The organism is Arthrobacter sp. cf158, assembly GCF_900106835.1.
In the GTDB taxonomy this organism is placed as follows: Bacteria; Actinomycetota; Actinomycetes; order Actinomycetales; family Micrococcaceae; genus Arthrobacter.
Map to the genome: position 1 here is coordinate 353,998 of NZ_FNNR01000005.1, position 17,166 is coordinate 371,163.

The following is a 17,166-nucleotide window of genomic DNA, read 5'->3' on the forward strand; positions in this document are numbered from 1 at the left end:
TCCTAGGAGTGATGCCTGTCGGCTGTTCAGTAGACGTGGATGTGTTGTTGTACTCGGCGGCCGAGTTCACGATTGCCGCGGATGGCCAGCAGGTTTGCCGCCTCAGGGAGGCCGACGCGTCCGGTAGCCCAAAGGATGAAGGCATCGGCATCGGAAATGATGGTGGCCGCTGCGGTTTCGTGTTTATCAGTGTGCTCGGCGCTGACAGCTCCGTCCGCGGACCGGCGCAATATCCACGAGCTGCCACCCTCCCCGCTGAGGAACAACCGGACGGGTTCTGCAAGTTGGCTTGCCAAGGTGGAGGGGGACATTTGCGGCAGCCCGGCCATGAGCCACTTTATGGATGGTTCGAGGAATTCTCTGAGGGGGGCGATCTGTGGGATTTCCAGGGGACCGCGGGGTTCGATCAGATCGTGGCGGAGGTGGCAGTAGTGGTCGAACACCAGAGAGTCTGCGATGAGGTGGGCTGGGTACTTACCGGCGTTGTCAAAATCAACCAGGAGGTCCCGGGCTGCGGGGGTCTGCATATGCCGCAGGGCGGGCAGGGCCAATGGCAGCAACGCCTTGTAGTCCATGACTGTCTGCTGCGGTGACTGCGCGCGGAAGTGTTCGACGTGTTTGTCATTGGTGGCTTCAAGGTCGCCACTGACCGGAGAAGGCAGCGATTCAGGCTCCACCACTTCTCGGAGGGTGGATGTTAAGTGAATGAAGACATCATGAACGGACCAGCCCGGGCATGCGCTGGGCAGGCTCCAGTGCTCGTTCTTGAGGCGAGCGGCCATTTCCAGGGCGAAGGATCCCAGTCGTTCCAGGGCCGGGATAGCCTGGGTGCTCATGTCAGAGCGCCTTTGACGAGGGAGTGCAGCAGTTCGCCGTTGTGCTGCCCCAGGTCCGGGACCGGGCCGGGCCGTGCGGATTTGCCGTCGAAGACCAACGGGGATCGGGGGAGCATCAGCGGTGCACCGTCGCGATGGGAAGCGCGGGTGTCTTCCAGTGGGGTAAAAAGATTCCGATGCGCTAACTGCGGGCAGTTGCGGACATCTTCGATGGTTTGCACGGCACCGGCTGGCTGGCCTGCGTCCCGAAGTTTTGCGGTTGCTTCTTCGCGTGAGAGTTTGCCCTCCGCAGCCCATGCTTCCAAGGCGGGCACGATATGGGTTTTCATATTTCCGGCACGCTTTAGGACGGTGTCCAGGTCCGGATCGCTGGCCAGCTCGGGGCGTTCCATGGCTTTGCAGCACCGCTGCCACATATCGTCGGTGGGGATGACGATAGAGATCCATCCACCATCCGCGGCACGGAAGGCCCCGACCGGGCTGAACTCGTCCGCGCCGCGGGTGGGCACGGCTCCGGTGAATTCGTGCAAGGTCAGGGGGCGCTCGAGGAGAGCGGCTCCGACGTCGTACATTGCAGTATCGACATGGCAGCCTTGACCGGAGGTCGCGCGGCCGGCGAGGCCTGTCAGGATGCCCAGCGCACCCCAAATCCCAGCGAGAAGGTCCATGGTGGACATGGGTGCCAGGCCGGGAGGAGCATCAGCCGAGGGACCAATGAGGCTGCTGAGTCCACTCATGGCCTGGATCACCGAGTCGAAGGCAGGCCATTTGGCGTATGGACCCCCGGATGCGCCGAAACCTGTGATTTCGCAGATGACGAGCCGGGGATACTGGGCGCGCAGTTGCTCGCTGCTGAATCCTTGGCGGGCGAGGGCGCCGGGACGGAGGTTGGATACCAGGACGTCCGCGGTCTTGAGCAATACGGCGAATTGTTCCTTGTCCTCAGGGGAGTCCAAGTTCAGCGTGATCGACTTCTTGCCGCGGTTGTAGGAGGCAAAACCTCCGCTGATGTAGTCGTCGTCGCTTCCTTTGCGGGGTTCGTAGCTGCGCCGCGGGTCTCCGGAACCGGGGCGTTCAATCTTGATGACTTCGGCACCGGCGTCGGCGAGGATCGAGGTGCAGTAAGGGCCAGCGATGTATTGCTCCAGCGACAGAACGCGGATGCCTTCAAGGAGGCGGGGAGTTTCGGTCATGGCTTTCCTTCGGGATCGGTCTTGGAGGCGGTCCACACGACGGGGATCCATGAGAGCACGTCAACGGGCTCGGAACCCGGCCGGTGGGCCGTGGCGGTAATGCGGTAGGCGGTGACGTTTCCTTGTTTATGCGGGGTCACGTCTTCCAGGACAGCCGAGAAGCTCAGCAGGTCCTCTTCGAACACGGGCGCTAGGTGGTCGCAGGAGTGCCAGCCCAGCACGGTGGCGATGCCGGGGTCGATGCGGCTCAGTGAGGCTTGGGCAAGGCCGACGGTGTGGCCACCGTAAACCAGTCTGCGGCCCTGTTGACCGCGGGCAACGTCCCGGTGTGCTGCAGCAAGGTTCTGCGTGATCCGAACAAGAGTCTGGGCTTCTGTCACTGGTTCCCGTAGCGGATCCTTAACTTCGATCCCTTGGGCAACCAGAGCCGGTGCAGGAAGACCGGACAGGTCCCAACCCCCGGGGACGAGCTGCAGGTAGTCTCCCAGGCTCAGCCGGTCTTCGGCCGTACCGATGTCGCCGGTTTCATCGATGGCGCTGCGGTCCTGCACGGGAATCAGCGCCAGGCGCTCGAAATCCGCGACGATATTCCCGGACTGGTCACGGGTGGTCATGCCCAGGAGTACCTTGGCACGTTCGCCGCCAGCGCCAGGGCGGGCGAGTTTTGCAGCCTTGGGCGTGACAGTTGTTTCTAGGGTTGTCCCGACAGGGACCTGACGCAGGAGCCGGACGTTGCGGTAGAAAAGGTTGGCTATGACGCGGCGGGTAGCCACAGTCGATTGACCGATGGCGACCTGCAATACCAAGGCGGGGTTGACTAGGCGGTCTCCTCCGGTGACCTGCTCGGACAATGGCGCACTGAGGGGCAAACGCAGGGGGTCGCCGGTGATGGCCTGGTACTGAGCGGCCAATCCCCCGGTAAGAGTGATGGCCGGTGCAGTGGGCAGCGGTACGCCGAGTACGAGTTCTTCTCCAAAAGGTTCATGGATGCTCATCGGGTTGCTCCTGCCAGGCGCACGGCGGCCCGCGCACGATCGATCACTGGTGCGTCGACCATCTGGCCGCGGAACCGGAACGCGCCCCCGTGATTGCCTCTTTCGATTTCTTCAAGGAGGTCCTTGGCCCAGCTCACATATTCAGGTGCCGGCCCGAATTCCTCATTGACTGTGCCGATCTGGTTGGGGTGGATGCAGAGCTTACCGGCAAAACCGAGGCTTGCTTCGCGGCGTGACTGCTCCTGAAGAGCTGCGGCGTCACTGAAGTCCGCGTTGGGTCCGGCGATCGACCATCGGCCAGCGGCGGCAGCGGCGTTGATAATACGGGACTTGGCCCATCCGGTGTCACTCATCCGAGAGGCGCCGGAGGCCGCCATTGTGGCCAGAAAATCGTACTCGCCGAACATCAGGCCGACGATGCGGTCCAGGCTGGCGATGTGGGGGGCCTGCTCAAGACTTACGGCCGTTTCGATCATGGCGACCAGCGGCACCCCGTCCAGGCGGGCAAGAGCTGTCTTTGCCGATTCGAGCGTGGCCATGGGAAGCACCACTGCGCTGGGACGATTGGCCCATTGGTTGACGGCCGCTGCGTCGTGGTCGAAATGTTCCGTATAGGTGGCATTGACGCGAACCCACACGGGTCCGGCGGACGGGTCTTGGGCGTGGAGAAAGCCGTTCGTGAGTTCCCTCGCTGTACCCTTGTCATCGTTCCCGACGCCGTCTTCCCAGTCGATCATGACAACATCAGCAGCTGAGCTGCCGGCTTTGTCGAGGAAGCGTTGGGATGATCCGGGCACCGATAGGACGCTGCGTGCATAGGTCATGTGCATGTTCCTTCTTTTGAGGGGCTAGCGGGTGCGCAGTGCCGAAAGATCCACGGCAGGTGAAATGGCCGAAAGGATCTCGTAGCCGACATGTGCCGCTGCTATGCCGGTGATGTCGGCGTGGTCGTACGCAGGGGAAACTTCGACGATGTCGCCGCCAACAACGTTCAGGGACTTCATGGACCTGAGCATGGTGAGCAACTCCCGGCTGGTCATACCGCCGGATTCGGGGGTTCCCGTGCCCGGAGCGAAGGCGGGATCGAGGACGTCGATATCCACGCTGACATAGACCGGTCGTTGGCCGACGCGAGCTTTGAGCTTCTCGATGGCACCGTGAAGGCCGGCGAATTCGATTTCCTCGCAACGGACGGTAGCGAACCCCAAAGCCCTGTCATCATCCATGTCGCCGGGTGCGTAGAGGCCGCCACGGGTTCCGATGTGCATGCAGGCTTCCTGGTCCAGAAGTCCTTCTTCTGAGGCCCGGCGGAACGGGGTCCCATGGAGAACAGGAGTGTTGAAGTATGTGTCCCAGGTGTCCAGGTGAGCGTCGAAATGCACCACTGCAATTGGCCCGTGAACGGCGTGGAGGGCGCGCAATGTAGGGAGGGCGATGCTGTGGTCCCCACCAAGGACGAGCAATTTCGGTGCGCGTTCCAGCACGCTGCGCATCGATCGTTCAATGGAGGTGATGGCCTCGTCGATGTTGTAGGGGTTGACTCCGATGTCACCCAAGTCTGCAATCTGCTGGCTCTGGAACGGCCATGAGTCCGCTTCGGGGTTATACGGGCGAAGAAGCTTGGAAGCGTTGCGGATGTGTTCTGGTCCGAAGCGGGTTCCCGGCCTGTAGCTGACGCCGGAATCGTACGGAACGCCAACGATGGCGACATCGAGATCTGACACTTCACCCGGGGTCGGCAGTGCAGCAAACGTTGTGGGCGCAGAGAACCGCGGCAGGCGCGTGAAGTCTGGTTGGCCTACAACTTTACCGGTTGTAATCCGGGGCACGGTTGGAAAAGATTCGCTCATTCGGGGATGCTCCATTGCGGGGTCGAACTAAAACTTTGGTTATCGAATATTAGGCAGAAGGGTTGGATATCTGTCAAGACATCACTATTTTTCTTGCTTTTTGATCATTTTGAGTCGATTGGTTCGGGTTTTTTTGGTTGCTCACGCAGGGGCGACAATGACCTCGAGCGCAGGAAAGTCCTGAGCCTGATGGCGGCGTCCTCGATCTCTGCCAGTGAGGGCAGAAAGGCGAAACGGAAATACTGGGATCCGAACCAATTGAAGGCGCTGCCGTGGGTTACCAGGAGCTTTTGGTCATGCAAGAGCTCGTATGAGAAGTCTTCATCGCTGGCGAACGGGTACATGTCTGTGTCGATGCGGACGAACAGGTAGAGTGCGCCGCCAGCCTGGACGCATTCCAGTCCGGGAATTTCGTTAAGGACTTTGTGGGCGTAGTCCCGCTGCAACCGCAGCCGCCCGCCGGGCCGTACTAGGTCGTCAATGCTCTGGTATCCGCCCAATGCGGTTTGGATTGCGTGCTGCGCCGGTACGTTGGCGCAGAGGCGGAGTGAGGCGAGGAGTTCCAGTCCTTCGCGGTATGATGCGCTGGCCGAGCGAGGACCGGTGATCACCAGCCAGCCGGCGCGGTATCCGGGGACGCGGTAGGCCTTGGACAGCCCGCTGAAGGTGATGCAGCAGAGGTCTGGAGCGATCGCAGCAGTGTGAATGTGCGAGTCCTCAAACAGGACCTTCTCGTAGATTTCGTCGGCAAAAATCACCAAACCGTGCTGGCGGGCCAGATCTGCAATGCCGCGAAGAATCGCCTCGGGGTAGACCGCTCCCGTGGGGTTGTTGGGGTTAATGACGACGACCGCGCGTGTCCTGGGTGTGATTTTCCGTCGGATATCGTCAAGACTCGGCATCCAGTCGTTGTCCGGATCGCAGAGATAGTGCCTGACTACGCCGTCAGCCAAACCGACGGCTGCGGTCCATACAGGAAAATCGGGGGAGGGGACCAGCACTTCATCCCCGTCTTCCAGCAGAGCCTGCAGGGCCATGGGAATGAGTTCGCTGACCCCGTTGCCGATGAAGACATCTTCCACCTGGACATCCAGAAGCCCTCTGTTTTGGTAATGCTGAGCGACGGCCGTCCGGGCGGAAAACAGGCCCTTGGAGTCGCTGTAGCCTTGGGCGCGTCCAAGATTGTGGATGACGTCACGAACGATTGGCTCGGGCACGGCGAACCCGTAAGGAGCGGGATCGCCGAGGTTCATGTTCAGGATGCGGTGGCCAAGGGATTCGAGCTCCTTTGCTGCGCGGGGCACCCTTCCCCGCAGCTCATACCGGATCCCGGCTAGTTTGCTTGACTGAAGGACCTGCTTCATCGCTGCCACCCCGCTGTCGTTCCCTGTTGCAGCTGAAAGGGTGCAATCCAAAGATCGTGCCCCTCGGCCCTCGTGAACATCTGCCGGGCTTCGGCCCCTGACTGCGCGATCCACGCTACAGACTCGTCAGCCGCGACCATTTCGAGTGCACCCACCCTTACGACTTGCCCACCCTTGGCTACGTAGACCTCCCCGCCGACGGCCGCGGACCACTCATCCACGCGCATTAGGCGGGCCAAAAGGGAGCCTGGCGGGAGCGATGCAGCCGCGGGTATCCGAAGTTCAAGTGGAGCGACCATGCTTCATATCCTCTCAAGATCATGATTGTTGATCAAGAGTATCGTCAAAATCTTGAAAAATATATAACAATGCGGAATTTGACCTGAGTTCTGTTCAAGCGGCGTTGCTATTGACCTGGAGGGAACTCAATACGTCCTCGAACCAAGCGACGGCGACTTCGCCGACGGGTTCCCACGTGGATGCGTCGTGACGTCCGAAATCGCCGGCGCGGTGCGCGCCCAGATCTTTAAGCTGGGCGTCGAGCTTTAGTGAGCCGTGTCCGAAGGTCTCTGTATAGAACGAGTCACCGAGCCCGAAGATGGCGTAGTGGACGCCGGTCAGATCGGGCCGCGTTTGGCTGAGCGCGGTGTAGAACGGCAATGCCGAGTTAGGCAGTTCGCCCTCTCCGTATGTCGAGCAGACGAACACGTACAGCGCATCCTCGCGGAGGTCTTCGGGGGAGACCTCCGCGAGGTCGCGGATTTCGGTCTCGTAAGTATCAGCCAGGGAGGCGGCAAGATCCTCTGCCGCCATTTCGCTGTTGCCGGACTCGGTGCCGAACAGAATTGAAATCTTCACGATTGCTCCTTTACGTGGCGGCGCTGGGCCGCAGATGTTGTTTGCCCATCGATGTTTTCGTGGGCCGTAGCGACCATCCACGAATGGTCCGCAAATTTCTTCCTGCTCCGGTTCGGAGGCGCCGCGGCACGTTCAGCGGCGTCCACCCTGAGCCAGCCCTCGAAATCAATCACGTGCCGGAGGGTCGCGTCGGGCAACCCGGAGTAGCCCGCCTTTGGCGCAGAGGACTGGGTTGCTGCCAGATATTTGAGGATTTCGGCTGCGACGGCCTTCGCGCACTGACGGTTCTCGGGAATGGTTCCCCGTGAGCCGCGTTTCGCCCAACCGGTCCGGTACAGGCCTTCCGCAAGGAGGCCTGTATCGCTATTGGCGCCCATTTCTCCGAGCAGGGGATCGGAAGGGTCGAAGTCGAAACCCACCGCAGTGATCACCGATCGGGCCTCGATGACGTGCAGTGAACCATCCGGCAGGCGTATCTCCACGCCTTCCACGCGGTCCTTTCCGGCGATGCGTGTAGTAGTCGAATTGAAGTGGATCCGTACGCGGACGCGTGGTGGGCCGTCGGGCTCGGATGAGCGGAGGCCTTCCAGTGCGGATTGAGTTGCGCTGCTGGTGTTGGCTCCGGACAAGGTTTGACCTTCGCTGGCGAACTGCACACCAGGGATCCTGCCCAGCTCTGCAAGCATGCTGGGGTCGAAGGGGGCGGCGTCTGCTGAGGAGCGGCAAATCAAATCGATTTCCCTGACGGGCGATTCGGCATACGCTTCAACTGCGGGGTCATTGACATCGCTCCCGTCGAAATCGGCTGGCGACTTGATCAGCAACCGGACAACGTCCAAGGAAACGTTTCCGCCGCCAATGATGGCTACAGTGTCTCCAAGCAGTGGCAGCGTGGGATTTTCATGGGGGTGGGTGTTCATGGTCCTGGTGAATTGCCCGGCCCCGTAAACCCCCGATAGGCTTTCTCCCGGCACCCTCAGGGCTCGGTCTCGGGCGAGCCCGGTGGCGAGGACAACCACATGGTGGGTATCCCGCAGAGCATCCAGGCTTAGCTTTGAGCCCACCTCGACATTGCCGGCAAACCTGACATTGTCCCGTTCAAAAAGCCGGGCAAATTGCGCTTGTATTGATTTGGTGCCCTGGTGGTCTGGGGCAACACCGTAGCGGACCAGCCCGAAGGGCGAAGCCAGCCGGTCGAACATGGTGATCTCAGCGTCCGGCATACTTCGCCGAAGCGTCTGTGCCAGGTAGCAACCGGCCGGGCCGCTTCCTACGATTGCGATGGCTGGGTTCGGTTGCATTAGAGGACCACCACTTTGCTTTTTCGAACTTTGAGCTTCGCCGGGGCCAGCAGCCAGCCTGGCGGGTACTTACCGAAGAACATCTCCGAACCTGCCTCAGTAAGCCGAAATTCGATGGGATCCATGCCGGGAGCGCGGCCGACAAGAGGGGCTGTTGCCAGCTCCACGTCAGCGCCCTGAGAGGCAATATCTTGCACCGAGAGTCTGAGGTCATGCTCGCCAACAGTTATTCGCGGAGCCGATATTCGCAGGCTCAGCACGCCCATATAGGCCTTGTACTCCACAGAGCCTGAGAAGCAAGCGGTGGACGATCCACCTTTGCCGGCGACGGCAGGAAACAGGTACTGGCCATCATCATCGACCGCTGCGCCTCCTGTCAGAACGACTTCGCCGTCCCCAGTGAGGTTGCGGACGTAATGGTCAAACCGATCGTCGATGCGCCATTGGAGCGCGTCGATCGTTGATGGGTCAAACTGAAGTTTCATGGGAATACCGTATACCAAATACGAAACCCGAACAAGGGTTTAGGTTGTTGCGGAGCCCGACGCGAGGCTGGTGCCAAGTAACGCGCCTTCTGCCCCGCCGTCAACCACCACATCTGTCCCGGAGATCCAGGAGGCTTCAGGTGAGATGAGGAACGAAATCGCAGAAGCCACCTCCTCGGGCCTGCCGTGACGGCCGGCGAACTCCTTGAGGGGGTCCAATTGGGCAGAGCCCATGCTTGCGTAGAACTCGCCGAGAAGCGGGGTTTCCACCGGGCCGGGGCTTACTGACACTGTCCGGATACCAGGACCGAAGTGACGGGACGTTGTTGCGCTCCAGACGATAGCGGCAGCCTTGGAGAGGTTGTAGGCTTCGTAGGCTTCCCGCCCGGAGGGGAGGAAGGGTGCAACCGAGTCAGATGCTTGCTCTATCGATCTGCAGGCAAGGAGGGTTTTCACTGCGGCCAGCCTGTCGCGCCACTCGTAACCAGCGGTTGACGCCACTGTAGCGATGCAAGAGTCCGGACGAAGTCGCGGGGCGGCCGCTTCGGTGAACTGGCGAAGTCCGATGAAGTTCACCGCCAGGGCCATCTCTGCCCCACTTGCCCCGGAGACTCCCGCGGCGTTGACCAACGCGTGCAGCCCGGATGGCAGCTGCGCAACAGCTTCGTGGATGGACGCCGTTGAGGCGAGGTCCATTTGAATGAACGCCACGTCACGGTTAGGGGGGTTTCGGTCCAGAACAACAACCGATGCCCCCCCGTCCAGCAACTGGGTGGCGAGGGCCGATCCTATTCCGGAGGATCCCCCGGTTATGGCAATGGTGCGGGACTTGGCTGGCATGGCGGATCTTTCTGTGAGAAGCGGATCTGTGAGATGCGGAGTAGTATTAACAAATACCGTATACGCAAATTCGGGCGACGAAAATGACGATAGGCTAACTTCTTGGAGGTAAGTCATGAAGAAGATCGAACTGGCGCGCGCGACACTCGCGGATGCGGCCTATGCACAGATCGCCGAGGGCGTTCTTACCGGGGACCTTGGCCCGGGGACGCGCTTGTTGATGGATGATTTGGCGGAGCGGCTGGGCATCAGCCGGACCCCCGTGCGCGAAGCGTTGCTGCGGCTGGAGATGGAACGCGTCATAGAACCTCACGGCCGGCGGGGGTATGTGGTCCGCGAGCTTTCGGATGCTGAGCTGGACAAGCAGTACGCGGCACGGACGGCCATTGAGCCTTTTGTTTTGGCTGAAGTTGCCCGGCGTGGCGGGGACGCGTCCAAGTATGTGCGGACGACGTTCGACGAGCTCTCAGTGGCGCCACAGACGACGGCAATGGAAGTCTTTCTGGTCAATAAGGCGATTCACCGTGCCACAGTTGAAGCATTGGAGAACGAGTATCTGTTGAGCATGTTCGACATGATCTGGCAGACGGGTATCGCGGGGCGGGTGTGGGGAGACATTCTCGAAAGCGGGGAGTCGCTCAACTTCGCCGAGAGCCACCGGAGCATTGTCGAGGCGGCGGAGTCGGGGGATCCGGACTTGGCTTTCCGGGTCGCTAACGAACACATTGTGGCCGGGCGGAGTTTGCACGCTGTTCATGCGCCCGCCTAAAAGCGTGGTGACCATGGGGGCGAGGGGCTGGGCTGGCCCGCGGGAAAGCGGGCCAGCCCAGCCACTATTCAGGCTGGACCAGGTTCTCAGACGGATAGATCCAGCATCACGGCCTTAGAACGGGTGTAGGACATCACGCTTTCGCGACCAAGCTCCCGGCTGTTTCCGGATTTGCTGTAGCCGCCGAAGCTTTGGGCGGGATCGAGGCGGCCACTGGTGTTCACCCAAACGGTTCCGGCGTGGATCCGGCGGCTTAGCGTGAGCGCCCTCGAGATGTCTCGGGTCCATATGGCCGCGGACAGGTCGTAGGCCGATTCGTTCGCCATCTGTACAACTTCTTCCTCGGAATTGAAGGGCAGGATGGAGAGCACCGGGCCGAAGACTTCTTCACGCGCGATGCGCATGTTGTTATTGACATCGGCAAAGATAGTGGGTTCCACGAAGTACCCCGTACGTTCCGGGAGTCGGCCTCCAGTGGTGAGCCTCGCACCTTCGTTGAGGGCGATGTCAATGTATTCCTTCACGGAGCCGTACTGACGGGATGAAACGACCGGTCCGATATCGGTGGCCGGATTCAGCGGGTCACCGATCTGTAGCGCAGCGGTCTGCTGTCCCATAAGCCTAACGACTTCGTCGTAAATGTCATCGTGAACGAACATCCTTGTGGGCGCGACGCAGACTTGACCTGCGTTTTCCCACATGGCTTCCGCGGACCCTCGCACCACAGCGTCAATGTCGGCGTCCGGGAATACGATGTTGGCCGTTTTGCCGCCGAGCTCCACATTGACCTTCTTCATGTGGCGACTCCCGGCCTCCAAGATCCCCCGGCCCACAGGAGTTGAGCCCGTGAACGAGATCTTGGCGACGTCCGGATGCTCTACCAAGGCTTGCCCGACAGACCGGCCCGGACCCGTGACGATGTTGAGGACGCCGGCTGGCAGGCCAACTGCACGGGCAAGGTCCGCCAGGTAGAGAGTCGAATAACTGCTCACTTCCGCTGGTTTGAGGACAATCGTGTTGCCTGCGGCCAGGGCGGGCCCGATCTTGTGGGAAGCCATGACGATCGGGAAGTTCCATGGCGTGATGGCGCCGCAGACCCCCAAGGGCTCGAGCTGCGTGAGGCCCAGATAAGGTTGCCGGACTGGATTGACGGAGCCTTCCAGTTTGGTGGGCCAACCGCCGTAGTACCGGAACACGGTGGCCACTGCCAGCACGTCTTCCCGAGACTGGGAGATGGGTTTTCCCATGTCGAGGGTTTCAAGTTCGGACAGCTGGTCGACGTGATCCTCGACTGCGTCGGCGAGGTCGAAAAGGTACTTGGCCCGTGTGGCGGCGCTTGCGCCACCCCAGCTCGCGGAGCCTAGCGCAGCCGACGCGGCGGCAACGGCAGCGTCTACGTCTTTGCTTGATCCCGAGGCAATGGATCCCAGGATGGTTTCGGTCGTCGGGTCAATGGAAGCAAACGTTGCGCCCTGCTCGGCTTCACGGTCCGTGCCGGCACCGATCCTGAGGCCTTGAGTGTTTTCCAGGAATTTCTGCGTGGCAGGAGAAACGGAGCGTAGAGTCTGCGCCGTGGTTGTTGATGACATGGGTTTCCTTGACGTTGGTGGTTTGAAGGTTCAGGCGTATGTCAGGCTGACGGGCAGTTCTTTGATTCCATGCGTCAGGTTGGATCGAAGCCGTCGAACAGGCCCATCGATCTCGATCGTGTGCACCCGCCTGGCAAGTTCGCGGAATACGATCTGCAGTTCAAGTCGGGCCAGGCTGTTGCCCAGGCAGATATGGGGGCCACCGCCACCGAATGCAATGTGGGGGTTTGGCTTGCGGGTTATGTCGAACGAGTACGGGTCCTCGAAGACCGTTTCGTCGCGGTTGGCTGAGGCGTACCAGATAAGGATTTTGTCTCCGGCGCTGATTTTTGTTCCGGCGATTTCGGTGTCAACGAGGGCTGTCCTGCGGAAATGATGGATGGGCGTAGCCCAGCGAAGGACTTCTTCAACGGCGGTAGGCAACAGGGAAGCATCCTTTTGAAGGAGGTTGAATTGCTCAGGGTGCTCTGCGAAAGCGAGCAAACCGTGGGACAGGGCCATTCTGGTTGTCTCGTTGCCCGCGACGACCAGGAGCGAAAAGAAGTTGTCCAGTTCCCGGGTGCTGAGTTTTCTGTCTCCGATGGTTCCTGTCATGAGGAGAGAGAAGATGTCGTGACCGAGGTTGTCCTTTCTGCGCTGCCTGAGGTCGTCCGCGTATTCCCAAAGATCCCTGCCTGCGGGGCTGGAGAACGGATAGGCGCTGTATTCCGCTGCGTTCTCCGGTGAGTCGGCTGTTCGGGGAGCATGGTCCGGGTCGCTCCCGGCAATCATTTCATCGCCGAGGCCCATGAGATATGCCCGGTCTTCGTCAGGAACACCGAGCAGTTCACCCAGGACAGCAATAGGTATGGTGGAGGCCACCTCGGCCACGTAGTCGAACTGTTTCCTTGCGAACGCCCGGTCCAACATGGTCATGACGGTGGTTTCGACGAACCCGAGCCATTCTTTGTGCACACTGCCGGGTGTAAATCGTGGTGCCAGGAGGCGGCGCATCCGGGTATGTGCCGGCGGATCTGTGTCGATCAACGTCTGACGGGCGAGCAGGTCCGCGGGCGCTATGTCCTCCCGGGTCGTTCCCCCGGCTTCTGACGAGAACTCCTTGAAGTTCCGTGTTACCGCTAGGACGTCAGCGTAGCGCGTAACGGACCAATAGCCGGGTCCGCCGTCCTCTTCGACCCAACGCACCGGGTCATCCCGACGCGCGGTATCAAAGTACTCGTACGGGACCGCTTCTTCGAAGACAAGGTCGGATAGTGCATCGTGTGTGTAGCCCATGGTGTGCTCCTAAATCACGCCGACGAAGCGGGCGCGTTCGAAGTCGCTGACATGCCCGGCGAGCTGACGGTATTCCCAACGGGCCGTGTCGACGAAGGTATCGGTCAGCAGGGGCGGGAATGCGCGGTGGGCAAATTCGGAACCCTGGAGCAGGTCGGCTGCTTCGACTGCGCTCTGCGGCAGCATTTCGGCTTGGGCATCTGTGTAGGAGTTGCCCTCGCACTTGGCCGGAGGTTCGATCCCTTTGGCGATTCCTTCCCGGCCCGCGGCCAGTTGCGCCGCCAGAACCAGGTAGGGATTGGCTGAGGCGGCGGCGTCTCTTTGCTCAATTCGGCAGGAGTCTGCGGTGATAACGCGGATGGCAACGGTCCGGTTGTCATCGCCCCATGTTGCTCGTGTTGGGCAGAATGATCCCTCCTGACGCCTCTTGAAGTCATTAAGAGAAGGGGAGCCGAACAGGGTGAGGTCGCGGATATGTTTTTGCAGACCGCCGAGGTAGTGCCTGCCAAGGTCGCTGAGGTGCCGGCTGTCGTCACTGGCGAAGGCATTGGTTCCGTCTTTCCAGAGTGACTGATGCACGTGCATCCCGCTTCCGGCGAGATGCCCGAATGGCTTGCCCATAAATGTGGCAACGAGACCGTGTTTGAGCGCGATCTCTTTTACCGCGTTCTTGAGCAGAACCCCGTCCTCAGCGGCTTTCAGAGCATCGTCGTACCGGACATTGACCTCAAACTGACCAGGTGCATACTCATAGTTCCAAGCCTCCACGGCTATGCCGTACTCCTCAACCAGAGTCTGGATGTCCTCCAGGACGGGGCCATAACCTTGGGGGTCCGCGATCCCATAGCAATTGACGTCTGTTCCGCGAGGGTGTGCAGTTTCGGGGTTCAGCAGGTAGAACTCCATTTCTATCGCAGCTTTTACCTGGTACCCCAGATCAGCAAATGAGTGGACGACGTTCACAAGTGCGTTGCGGGCGCAGAGTGGGTGCCGCGCTCCGTCCATGGTGTAGATGTCACAACCGATCTGCACGACGCCGGGCTTCCATGGCACCCTGCGGAGACTCTCTCCCCGGGGGATCAGCTTCATGTCGGGAAAGCCTTCGGCCATGCCGCCGGCCGGGGAGTCATCTCGTAGTTCGCATCGAGCGCCCCAAATGAGGGCTGCTGATGATGCTGCCACTCCTGTCTCGGCCACCTTGTCCCACTGGCTTGCCGGAACCCTTTTGCCTCGTAGAACGCCGAAGGCGTCTGCGAAAACGAGTTCAACGGTGTGAGTGCCGGTGGGAAGTTGTATGTTCGCCATTGGTAAATCCATTCCTTGTCTGGTGGTCTTCGTTGACCCGGAGTCGAGGCTTTCAAAATGCTTGACCGCTTCGAACCGTGCGGATACCGTATACCGTATGCTATCCATTGACCAACAAGTGAGCAAGCCCACAATTGCATTTTCCACCTGGAAGCGAAAAGTAAGTATCGCCCCCTACGGGACGTTCGCCCTCGAAAGTGTCGGCGCGGAATACATAGCCGCCATCCAGGCAGAAGGTGGAAACGCTATCCTCCTGCCACACTCCGACCCCGAGGATGCCGGCCGTCTCTTGAAGCTGGCCGATGGACTTGTCCTGGTCGGGGGAGAGGACGTGGACCCAGCTGCATACGGGGAGCAGAATGACGGACTGAGCCGTCGCACAGATCCAGCCGCAGATGCCTTCGAGCTTGCACTGGCTGCGGCAGCCCGGTCGCGTGAAATTCCGACTCTCGCAATCTGCCGGGGGATGCAGATTGTCAACGTGGCATTGGGTGGCACGTTGAACCAGGACATTCCCTCAACGGCTGTGCCGCATCAGGACCCGGACCCTGCCGCGGCCGGACTGCCCGTTGCCTACCACCGCATTTCCATAAGTGATCAGTCCCGTTTACTGTCCGGCCTCTATGGAACGGAAACCACCGTCAATTCGATCCATCATCAATCATTAGCGCGGGTGGCCAGGCAACTCGTCGTTGTCGCCAATGCCGAGGATGGCGTCGTTGAAGGTATCGAATCCTCCGATGGTCAATGGCCTCTGATCGGAGTGCAGTGGCACCCGGAGAAGTCCCAGGACGGATCTGCACTTTTTCGATGGCTTGTTGATGCCGCCATGCAGTTTCGGACGCAGGGCTCCGTCGTTCTGGAATCTTCTGCCCCCTAGTGTGGCCACCGGCATTTCCGGTGAGCACTCCTTGGGCGGCCGTCCGGCCACCCAACACCTCCCCCAACAAATTCAAGAAGGGTCTGACCATGGTCGTTCACACCCCCGAGCCGGCTGAACTTAAACCGGAGTCCTCGGATCGCCTCCGCGCAGGATCCGTCGGTGCGGCAGGAATTACTTTCTTCGTCATCGCCGCTGCCGCGCCCCTTACCTGCGTCATTGCCATAACCCCGCTGATCATCGGATTCGGTGCAGGTATCAGTGCTCCGCTGATCTACCTGCTGATCGGTGCGATCCTGCTGCTTTTCGCGGTCGGCTACGTCGCCATGTCGCGGCGCCTTCCAAATCCGGGGGCCCTGTACGCGTACATAGCAAACGGTCTTGGGCCGACAGCAGGAGTCGGAGCAGCCTTCGTATCCATACTGGCGTACATAGCTTCGCTGGTAACACTGGCCGCCTTTTTTGGCTACGCACTGAGTGGCCTTCTGGAGACCCTTATCGGAATTTCCCTACCGTGGTACGGATGCTGCCTTCTGGCCATTGGTGCCGCAATGGCCCTTGGGCATCGGGAGATTTCCGTTGGCGCGAAAGTCCTGGGAATCCTCTTGATCGCTGAAGTGTCCGTTCTCCTGGTCCTTGCCGTGGTGGTCCTTGCCCAAGGCGGAGCCCGTGGCATCGAATTTTCTGCTTTCAACCCACAGGGGCTGGCCATTGCCGGTGTCGGGGTCGGGTTGGCTTTCGCTTACTCTTCGTACATTGGCTTTGAGCAGACGGCCATTTACGCCGAAGAAGCCAAAAGTCCCCACTCCGTGAGGAGGGCAACTTTCGCGGCCATCATCCTGTCGTCCTTGTTCTATGCGGGGATTACGTGGATCGTCATTCTCGCCTTCGGTTCCGACGCCGTCGTGGACATCGCGGGCGGCTCGCCGGGCACACTCGTATTCGATTCCACGAGCCAGTATCTGGGCTCCACGGCCTTGACCATCATGGAGATGCTGGTTGTCACCAGCTCCCTGGCTACTGTTGTTTCGTTCCACAACGCGACGTCCCGTTATCTTTACGCCCTCGGCCGCGAGCGGGTCCTGCCCTTCTGGCTGGGCCGGTCCCACCACCGCACCCAATCCCCATACCGGGCGAGCATTCTGGTCGGAGTTGTGGCGGCTTCGGTATTGGGCGCGTTTGCCCTCGCGTCTGTCGACCCATACCTCGGAGTCTTTACTTGGGGTGCTGCGGGATCCGCTGTCGGCTTCATTGCGCTTCAGGCCGCCTGCTCCCTCGCTGTGTTGGGCTACTTCAGGCGCCGAAAGAACCTTGAGAACAAGTGGACGGCTGTGGTGAGTCCTCTACTGGCGTTCCTTGGCTTGGCTGGAATCCTTTGCCTGATCCTTGTCAACTTTCCCCTCCTGCTCGGAGTTGACGTCGGAATGGTGGCTGCCCTTGTGCCATTGTCCTTTGCCGCGGCAGCCATAGCCGGGGTCATTTACGGGGTAACGCTGAAGCGTTCGTCGCCAGCGGTTTGGGAGTCCGTAGGCGCAGGCGTTCGACCAAACGATCAGTAAAAATACACCCCCGTCAGTGACCACAGGGCCACCACTTCAGTTATGCCGAAGCGGTGGCCCTGCGCTT

At 60.5% G+C, this 17,166-nt stretch carries 17 protein-coding genes; 3 read left to right on the forward strand and 14 right to left on the reverse strand.

The window, feature by feature from the left end; translation table 11 throughout:
- Nucleotides 1-26: 26 nt before the first annotated feature.
- The 11 genes from BLW08_RS12625 to BLW08_RS12675 form a co-directional block, all read right to left on the reverse strand.
- Nucleotides 27-836 (reverse strand): maleylpyruvate isomerase N-terminal domain-containing protein, encoded by an 810-nt coding sequence (locus BLW08_RS12625; RefSeq protein ID WP_091325450.1) that lies wholly within the window; start codon nt 834-836, stop codon nt 27-29.
- Nucleotides 833-2,029, reverse strand: coding sequence for a CaiB/BaiF CoA transferase family protein (locus tag BLW08_RS12630; RefSeq protein ID WP_175538687.1), 1,197 nt, complete (start codon nt 2,027-2,029; stop codon nt 833-835). Before BLW08_RS12630 ends, BLW08_RS12625 begins: the two co-directional genes overlap by 4 nt.
- Nucleotides 2,026-3,024 (reverse strand): hotdog family protein, encoded by a 999-nt coding sequence (locus BLW08_RS12635; RefSeq protein WP_091325453.1) that lies wholly within the window; start codon nt 3,022-3,024, stop codon nt 2,026-2,028. Before BLW08_RS12635 ends, BLW08_RS12630 begins: the two co-directional genes overlap by 4 nt.
- The gene (locus BLW08_RS12640) at nt 3,021-3,848 is read right to left on the reverse strand and encodes an HpcH/HpaI aldolase/citrate lyase family protein (RefSeq protein ID WP_175538688.1); all 828 of its coding nucleotides are present in this window, start codon (nt 3,846-3,848) and stop codon (nt 3,021-3,023) included. Before BLW08_RS12640 ends, BLW08_RS12635 begins: the two co-directional genes overlap by 4 nt.
- A 24-nt stretch (nt 3,849-3,872) precedes the next feature.
- Nucleotides 3,873-4,874 (reverse strand): agmatinase, encoded by a 1,002-nt coding sequence (gene speB, locus BLW08_RS12645; protein ID WP_091325457.1) that lies wholly within the window; start codon nt 4,872-4,874, stop codon nt 3,873-3,875.
- Nucleotides 4,875-4,978: 104 nt separating this feature from the next.
- Nucleotides 4,979-6,238 (reverse strand): pyridoxal phosphate-dependent aminotransferase, encoded by a 1,260-nt coding sequence (locus tag BLW08_RS12650; RefSeq protein WP_091325459.1) that lies wholly within the window; start codon nt 6,236-6,238, stop codon nt 4,979-4,981.
- Nucleotides 6,235-6,537, reverse strand: coding sequence for a hypothetical protein (locus BLW08_RS12655; RefSeq protein WP_091325461.1), 303 nt, complete (start codon nt 6,535-6,537; stop codon nt 6,235-6,237). Before BLW08_RS12655 ends, BLW08_RS12650 begins: the two co-directional genes overlap by 4 nt.
- Nucleotides 6,538-6,631: 94 nt before the next feature.
- Nucleotides 6,632-7,096, reverse strand: a complete 465-nt coding sequence (locus BLW08_RS12660; protein ID WP_091325463.1) for a flavodoxin domain-containing protein — start codon at nt 7,094-7,096, stop codon at nt 6,632-6,634.
- A complete protein-coding gene (locus BLW08_RS12665) occupies nt 7,093-8,397 on the reverse strand; it encodes an FAD-dependent oxidoreductase (protein ID WP_091325465.1) in 1,305 nt (434 codons plus the stop codon). The genes BLW08_RS12660 and BLW08_RS12665 overlap by 4 nt, the downstream gene beginning before the upstream one ends.
- Entirely contained in the window at nt 8,397-8,882 is a 486-nt protein-coding gene (locus BLW08_RS12670) for an HtaA domain-containing protein (RefSeq protein ID WP_091325468.1), read from the reverse strand. Before BLW08_RS12670 ends, BLW08_RS12665 begins: the two co-directional genes overlap by 1 nt.
- Before the next feature lie 39 nt (nt 8,883-8,921).
- Complete coding sequence (locus tag BLW08_RS12675; RefSeq protein WP_175538689.1) at nt 8,922-9,722, reverse strand: SDR family oxidoreductase; 801 nt, start codon at nt 9,720-9,722, stop codon at nt 8,922-8,924.
- 115 nt (nt 9,723-9,837) lie between these two features.
- Between BLW08_RS12675 and BLW08_RS12680 the strand changes: the two genes are divergently transcribed.
- On the forward strand, nt 9,838-10,491 hold the full coding sequence (locus BLW08_RS12680) for a GntR family transcriptional regulator (RefSeq protein ID WP_091325472.1): 654 nt from the start codon (nt 9,838-9,840) through the stop codon (nt 10,489-10,491).
- Between the two features lie 86 nt (nt 10,492-10,577).
- Here BLW08_RS12680 and BLW08_RS12685 read toward each other — a convergent pair whose 3' ends face one another.
- Genes BLW08_RS12685 through BLW08_RS12695 form a run of 3 tightly spaced genes read right to left on the reverse strand, consistent with a single transcriptional unit; the run spans nt 10,578 to nt 14,660 of the window.
- A complete protein-coding gene (locus BLW08_RS12685) occupies nt 10,578-12,080 on the reverse strand; it encodes an aldehyde dehydrogenase family protein (protein ID WP_091325474.1) in 1,503 nt (500 codons plus the stop codon).
- A gap of 30 nt (nt 12,081-12,110) precedes the next feature.
- A complete protein-coding gene (locus BLW08_RS12690; RefSeq protein ID WP_091325476.1) occupies nt 12,111-13,355 on the reverse strand; it encodes a cytochrome P450 in 1,245 nt (414 codons plus the stop codon).
- Between the two features lie 9 nt (nt 13,356-13,364).
- Nucleotides 13,365-14,660, reverse strand: coding sequence for a glutamine synthetase family protein (locus BLW08_RS12695; protein WP_175538690.1), 1,296 nt, complete (start codon nt 14,658-14,660; stop codon nt 13,365-13,367).
- A gap of 118 nt (nt 14,661-14,778) precedes the next feature.
- Between BLW08_RS12695 and BLW08_RS12700 the strand changes: the two genes are divergently transcribed.
- Nucleotides 14,779-15,540, forward strand: a complete 762-nt coding sequence (locus BLW08_RS12700) for a gamma-glutamyl-gamma-aminobutyrate hydrolase family protein (RefSeq protein ID WP_175538691.1) — start codon at nt 14,779-14,781, stop codon at nt 15,538-15,540.
- 89 nt (nt 15,541-15,629) lie between these two features.
- Nucleotides 15,630-17,099: an APC family permease gene (locus BLW08_RS12705; RefSeq protein ID WP_139244895.1), complete on the forward strand. Its 1,470-nt coding sequence runs from the start codon at nt 15,630-15,632 to the stop codon at nt 17,097-17,099.
- The last annotated feature ends 67 nt before the right edge of the window (nt 17,100-17,166 follow it).

Bases quoted from the DNA above. Each gene is read 5' to 3' on its own strand.
- BLW08_RS12690 (WP_091325476.1), bottom strand. From the start codon at position 13,355: ATGGGCTACACACACGATGCACTATCCGACCTTGTCTTCGAAGAAGCG.
- BLW08_RS12695 (WP_175538690.1), bottom strand. From the start codon at position 14,660: ATGGCGAACATACAACTTCCCACCGGCACTCACACCGTTGAACTCGTT.
- BLW08_RS12675 (WP_175538689.1), bottom strand. From the start codon at position 9,722: ATGCCAGCCAAGTCCCGCACCATTGCCATAACCGGGGGATCCTCCGGA.
- BLW08_RS12655 (WP_091325461.1), bottom strand. From the start codon at position 6,537: ATGGTCGCTCCACTTGAACTTCGGATACCCGCGGCTGCATCGCTCCCG.
- BLW08_RS12625 (WP_091325450.1), bottom strand. From the start codon at position 836: ATGAGCACCCAGGCTATCCCGGCCCTGGAACGACTGGGATCCTTCGCC.
- BLW08_RS12650 (WP_091325459.1), bottom strand. From the start codon at position 6,238: ATGAAGCAGGTCCTTCAGTCAAGCAAACTAGCCGGGATCCGGTATGAG.
- BLW08_RS12670 (WP_091325468.1), bottom strand. From the start codon at position 8,882: ATGAAACTTCAGTTTGACCCATCAACGATCGACGCGCTCCAATGGCGC.
- speB (WP_091325457.1), bottom strand. From the start codon at position 4,874: ATGAGCGAATCTTTTCCAACCGTGCCCCGGATTACAACCGGTAAAGTT.
- BLW08_RS12640 (WP_175538688.1), bottom strand. From the start codon at position 3,848: ATGACCTATGCACGCAGCGTCCTATCGGTGCCCGGATCATCCCAACGC.
- BLW08_RS12705 (WP_139244895.1), top strand. From the start codon at position 15,630: ATGGTCGTTCACACCCCCGAGCCGGCTGAACTTAAACCGGAGTCCTCG.
- BLW08_RS12685 (WP_091325474.1), bottom strand. From the start codon at position 12,080: ATGTCATCAACAACCACGGCGCAGACTCTACGCTCCGTTTCTCCTGCC.
- BLW08_RS12665 (WP_091325465.1), bottom strand. From the start codon at position 8,397: ATGCAACCGAACCCAGCCATCGCAATCGTAGGAAGCGGCCCGGCCGGT.
- BLW08_RS12680 (WP_091325472.1), top strand. From the start codon at position 9,838: ATGAAGAAGATCGAACTGGCGCGCGCGACACTCGCGGATGCGGCCTAT.
- BLW08_RS12630 (WP_175538687.1), bottom strand. From the start codon at position 2,029: ATGACCGAAACTCCCCGCCTCCTTGAAGGCATCCGCGTTCTGTCGCTG.
- BLW08_RS12635 (WP_091325453.1), bottom strand. From the start codon at position 3,024: ATGAGCATCCATGAACCTTTTGGAGAAGAACTCGTACTCGGCGTACCG.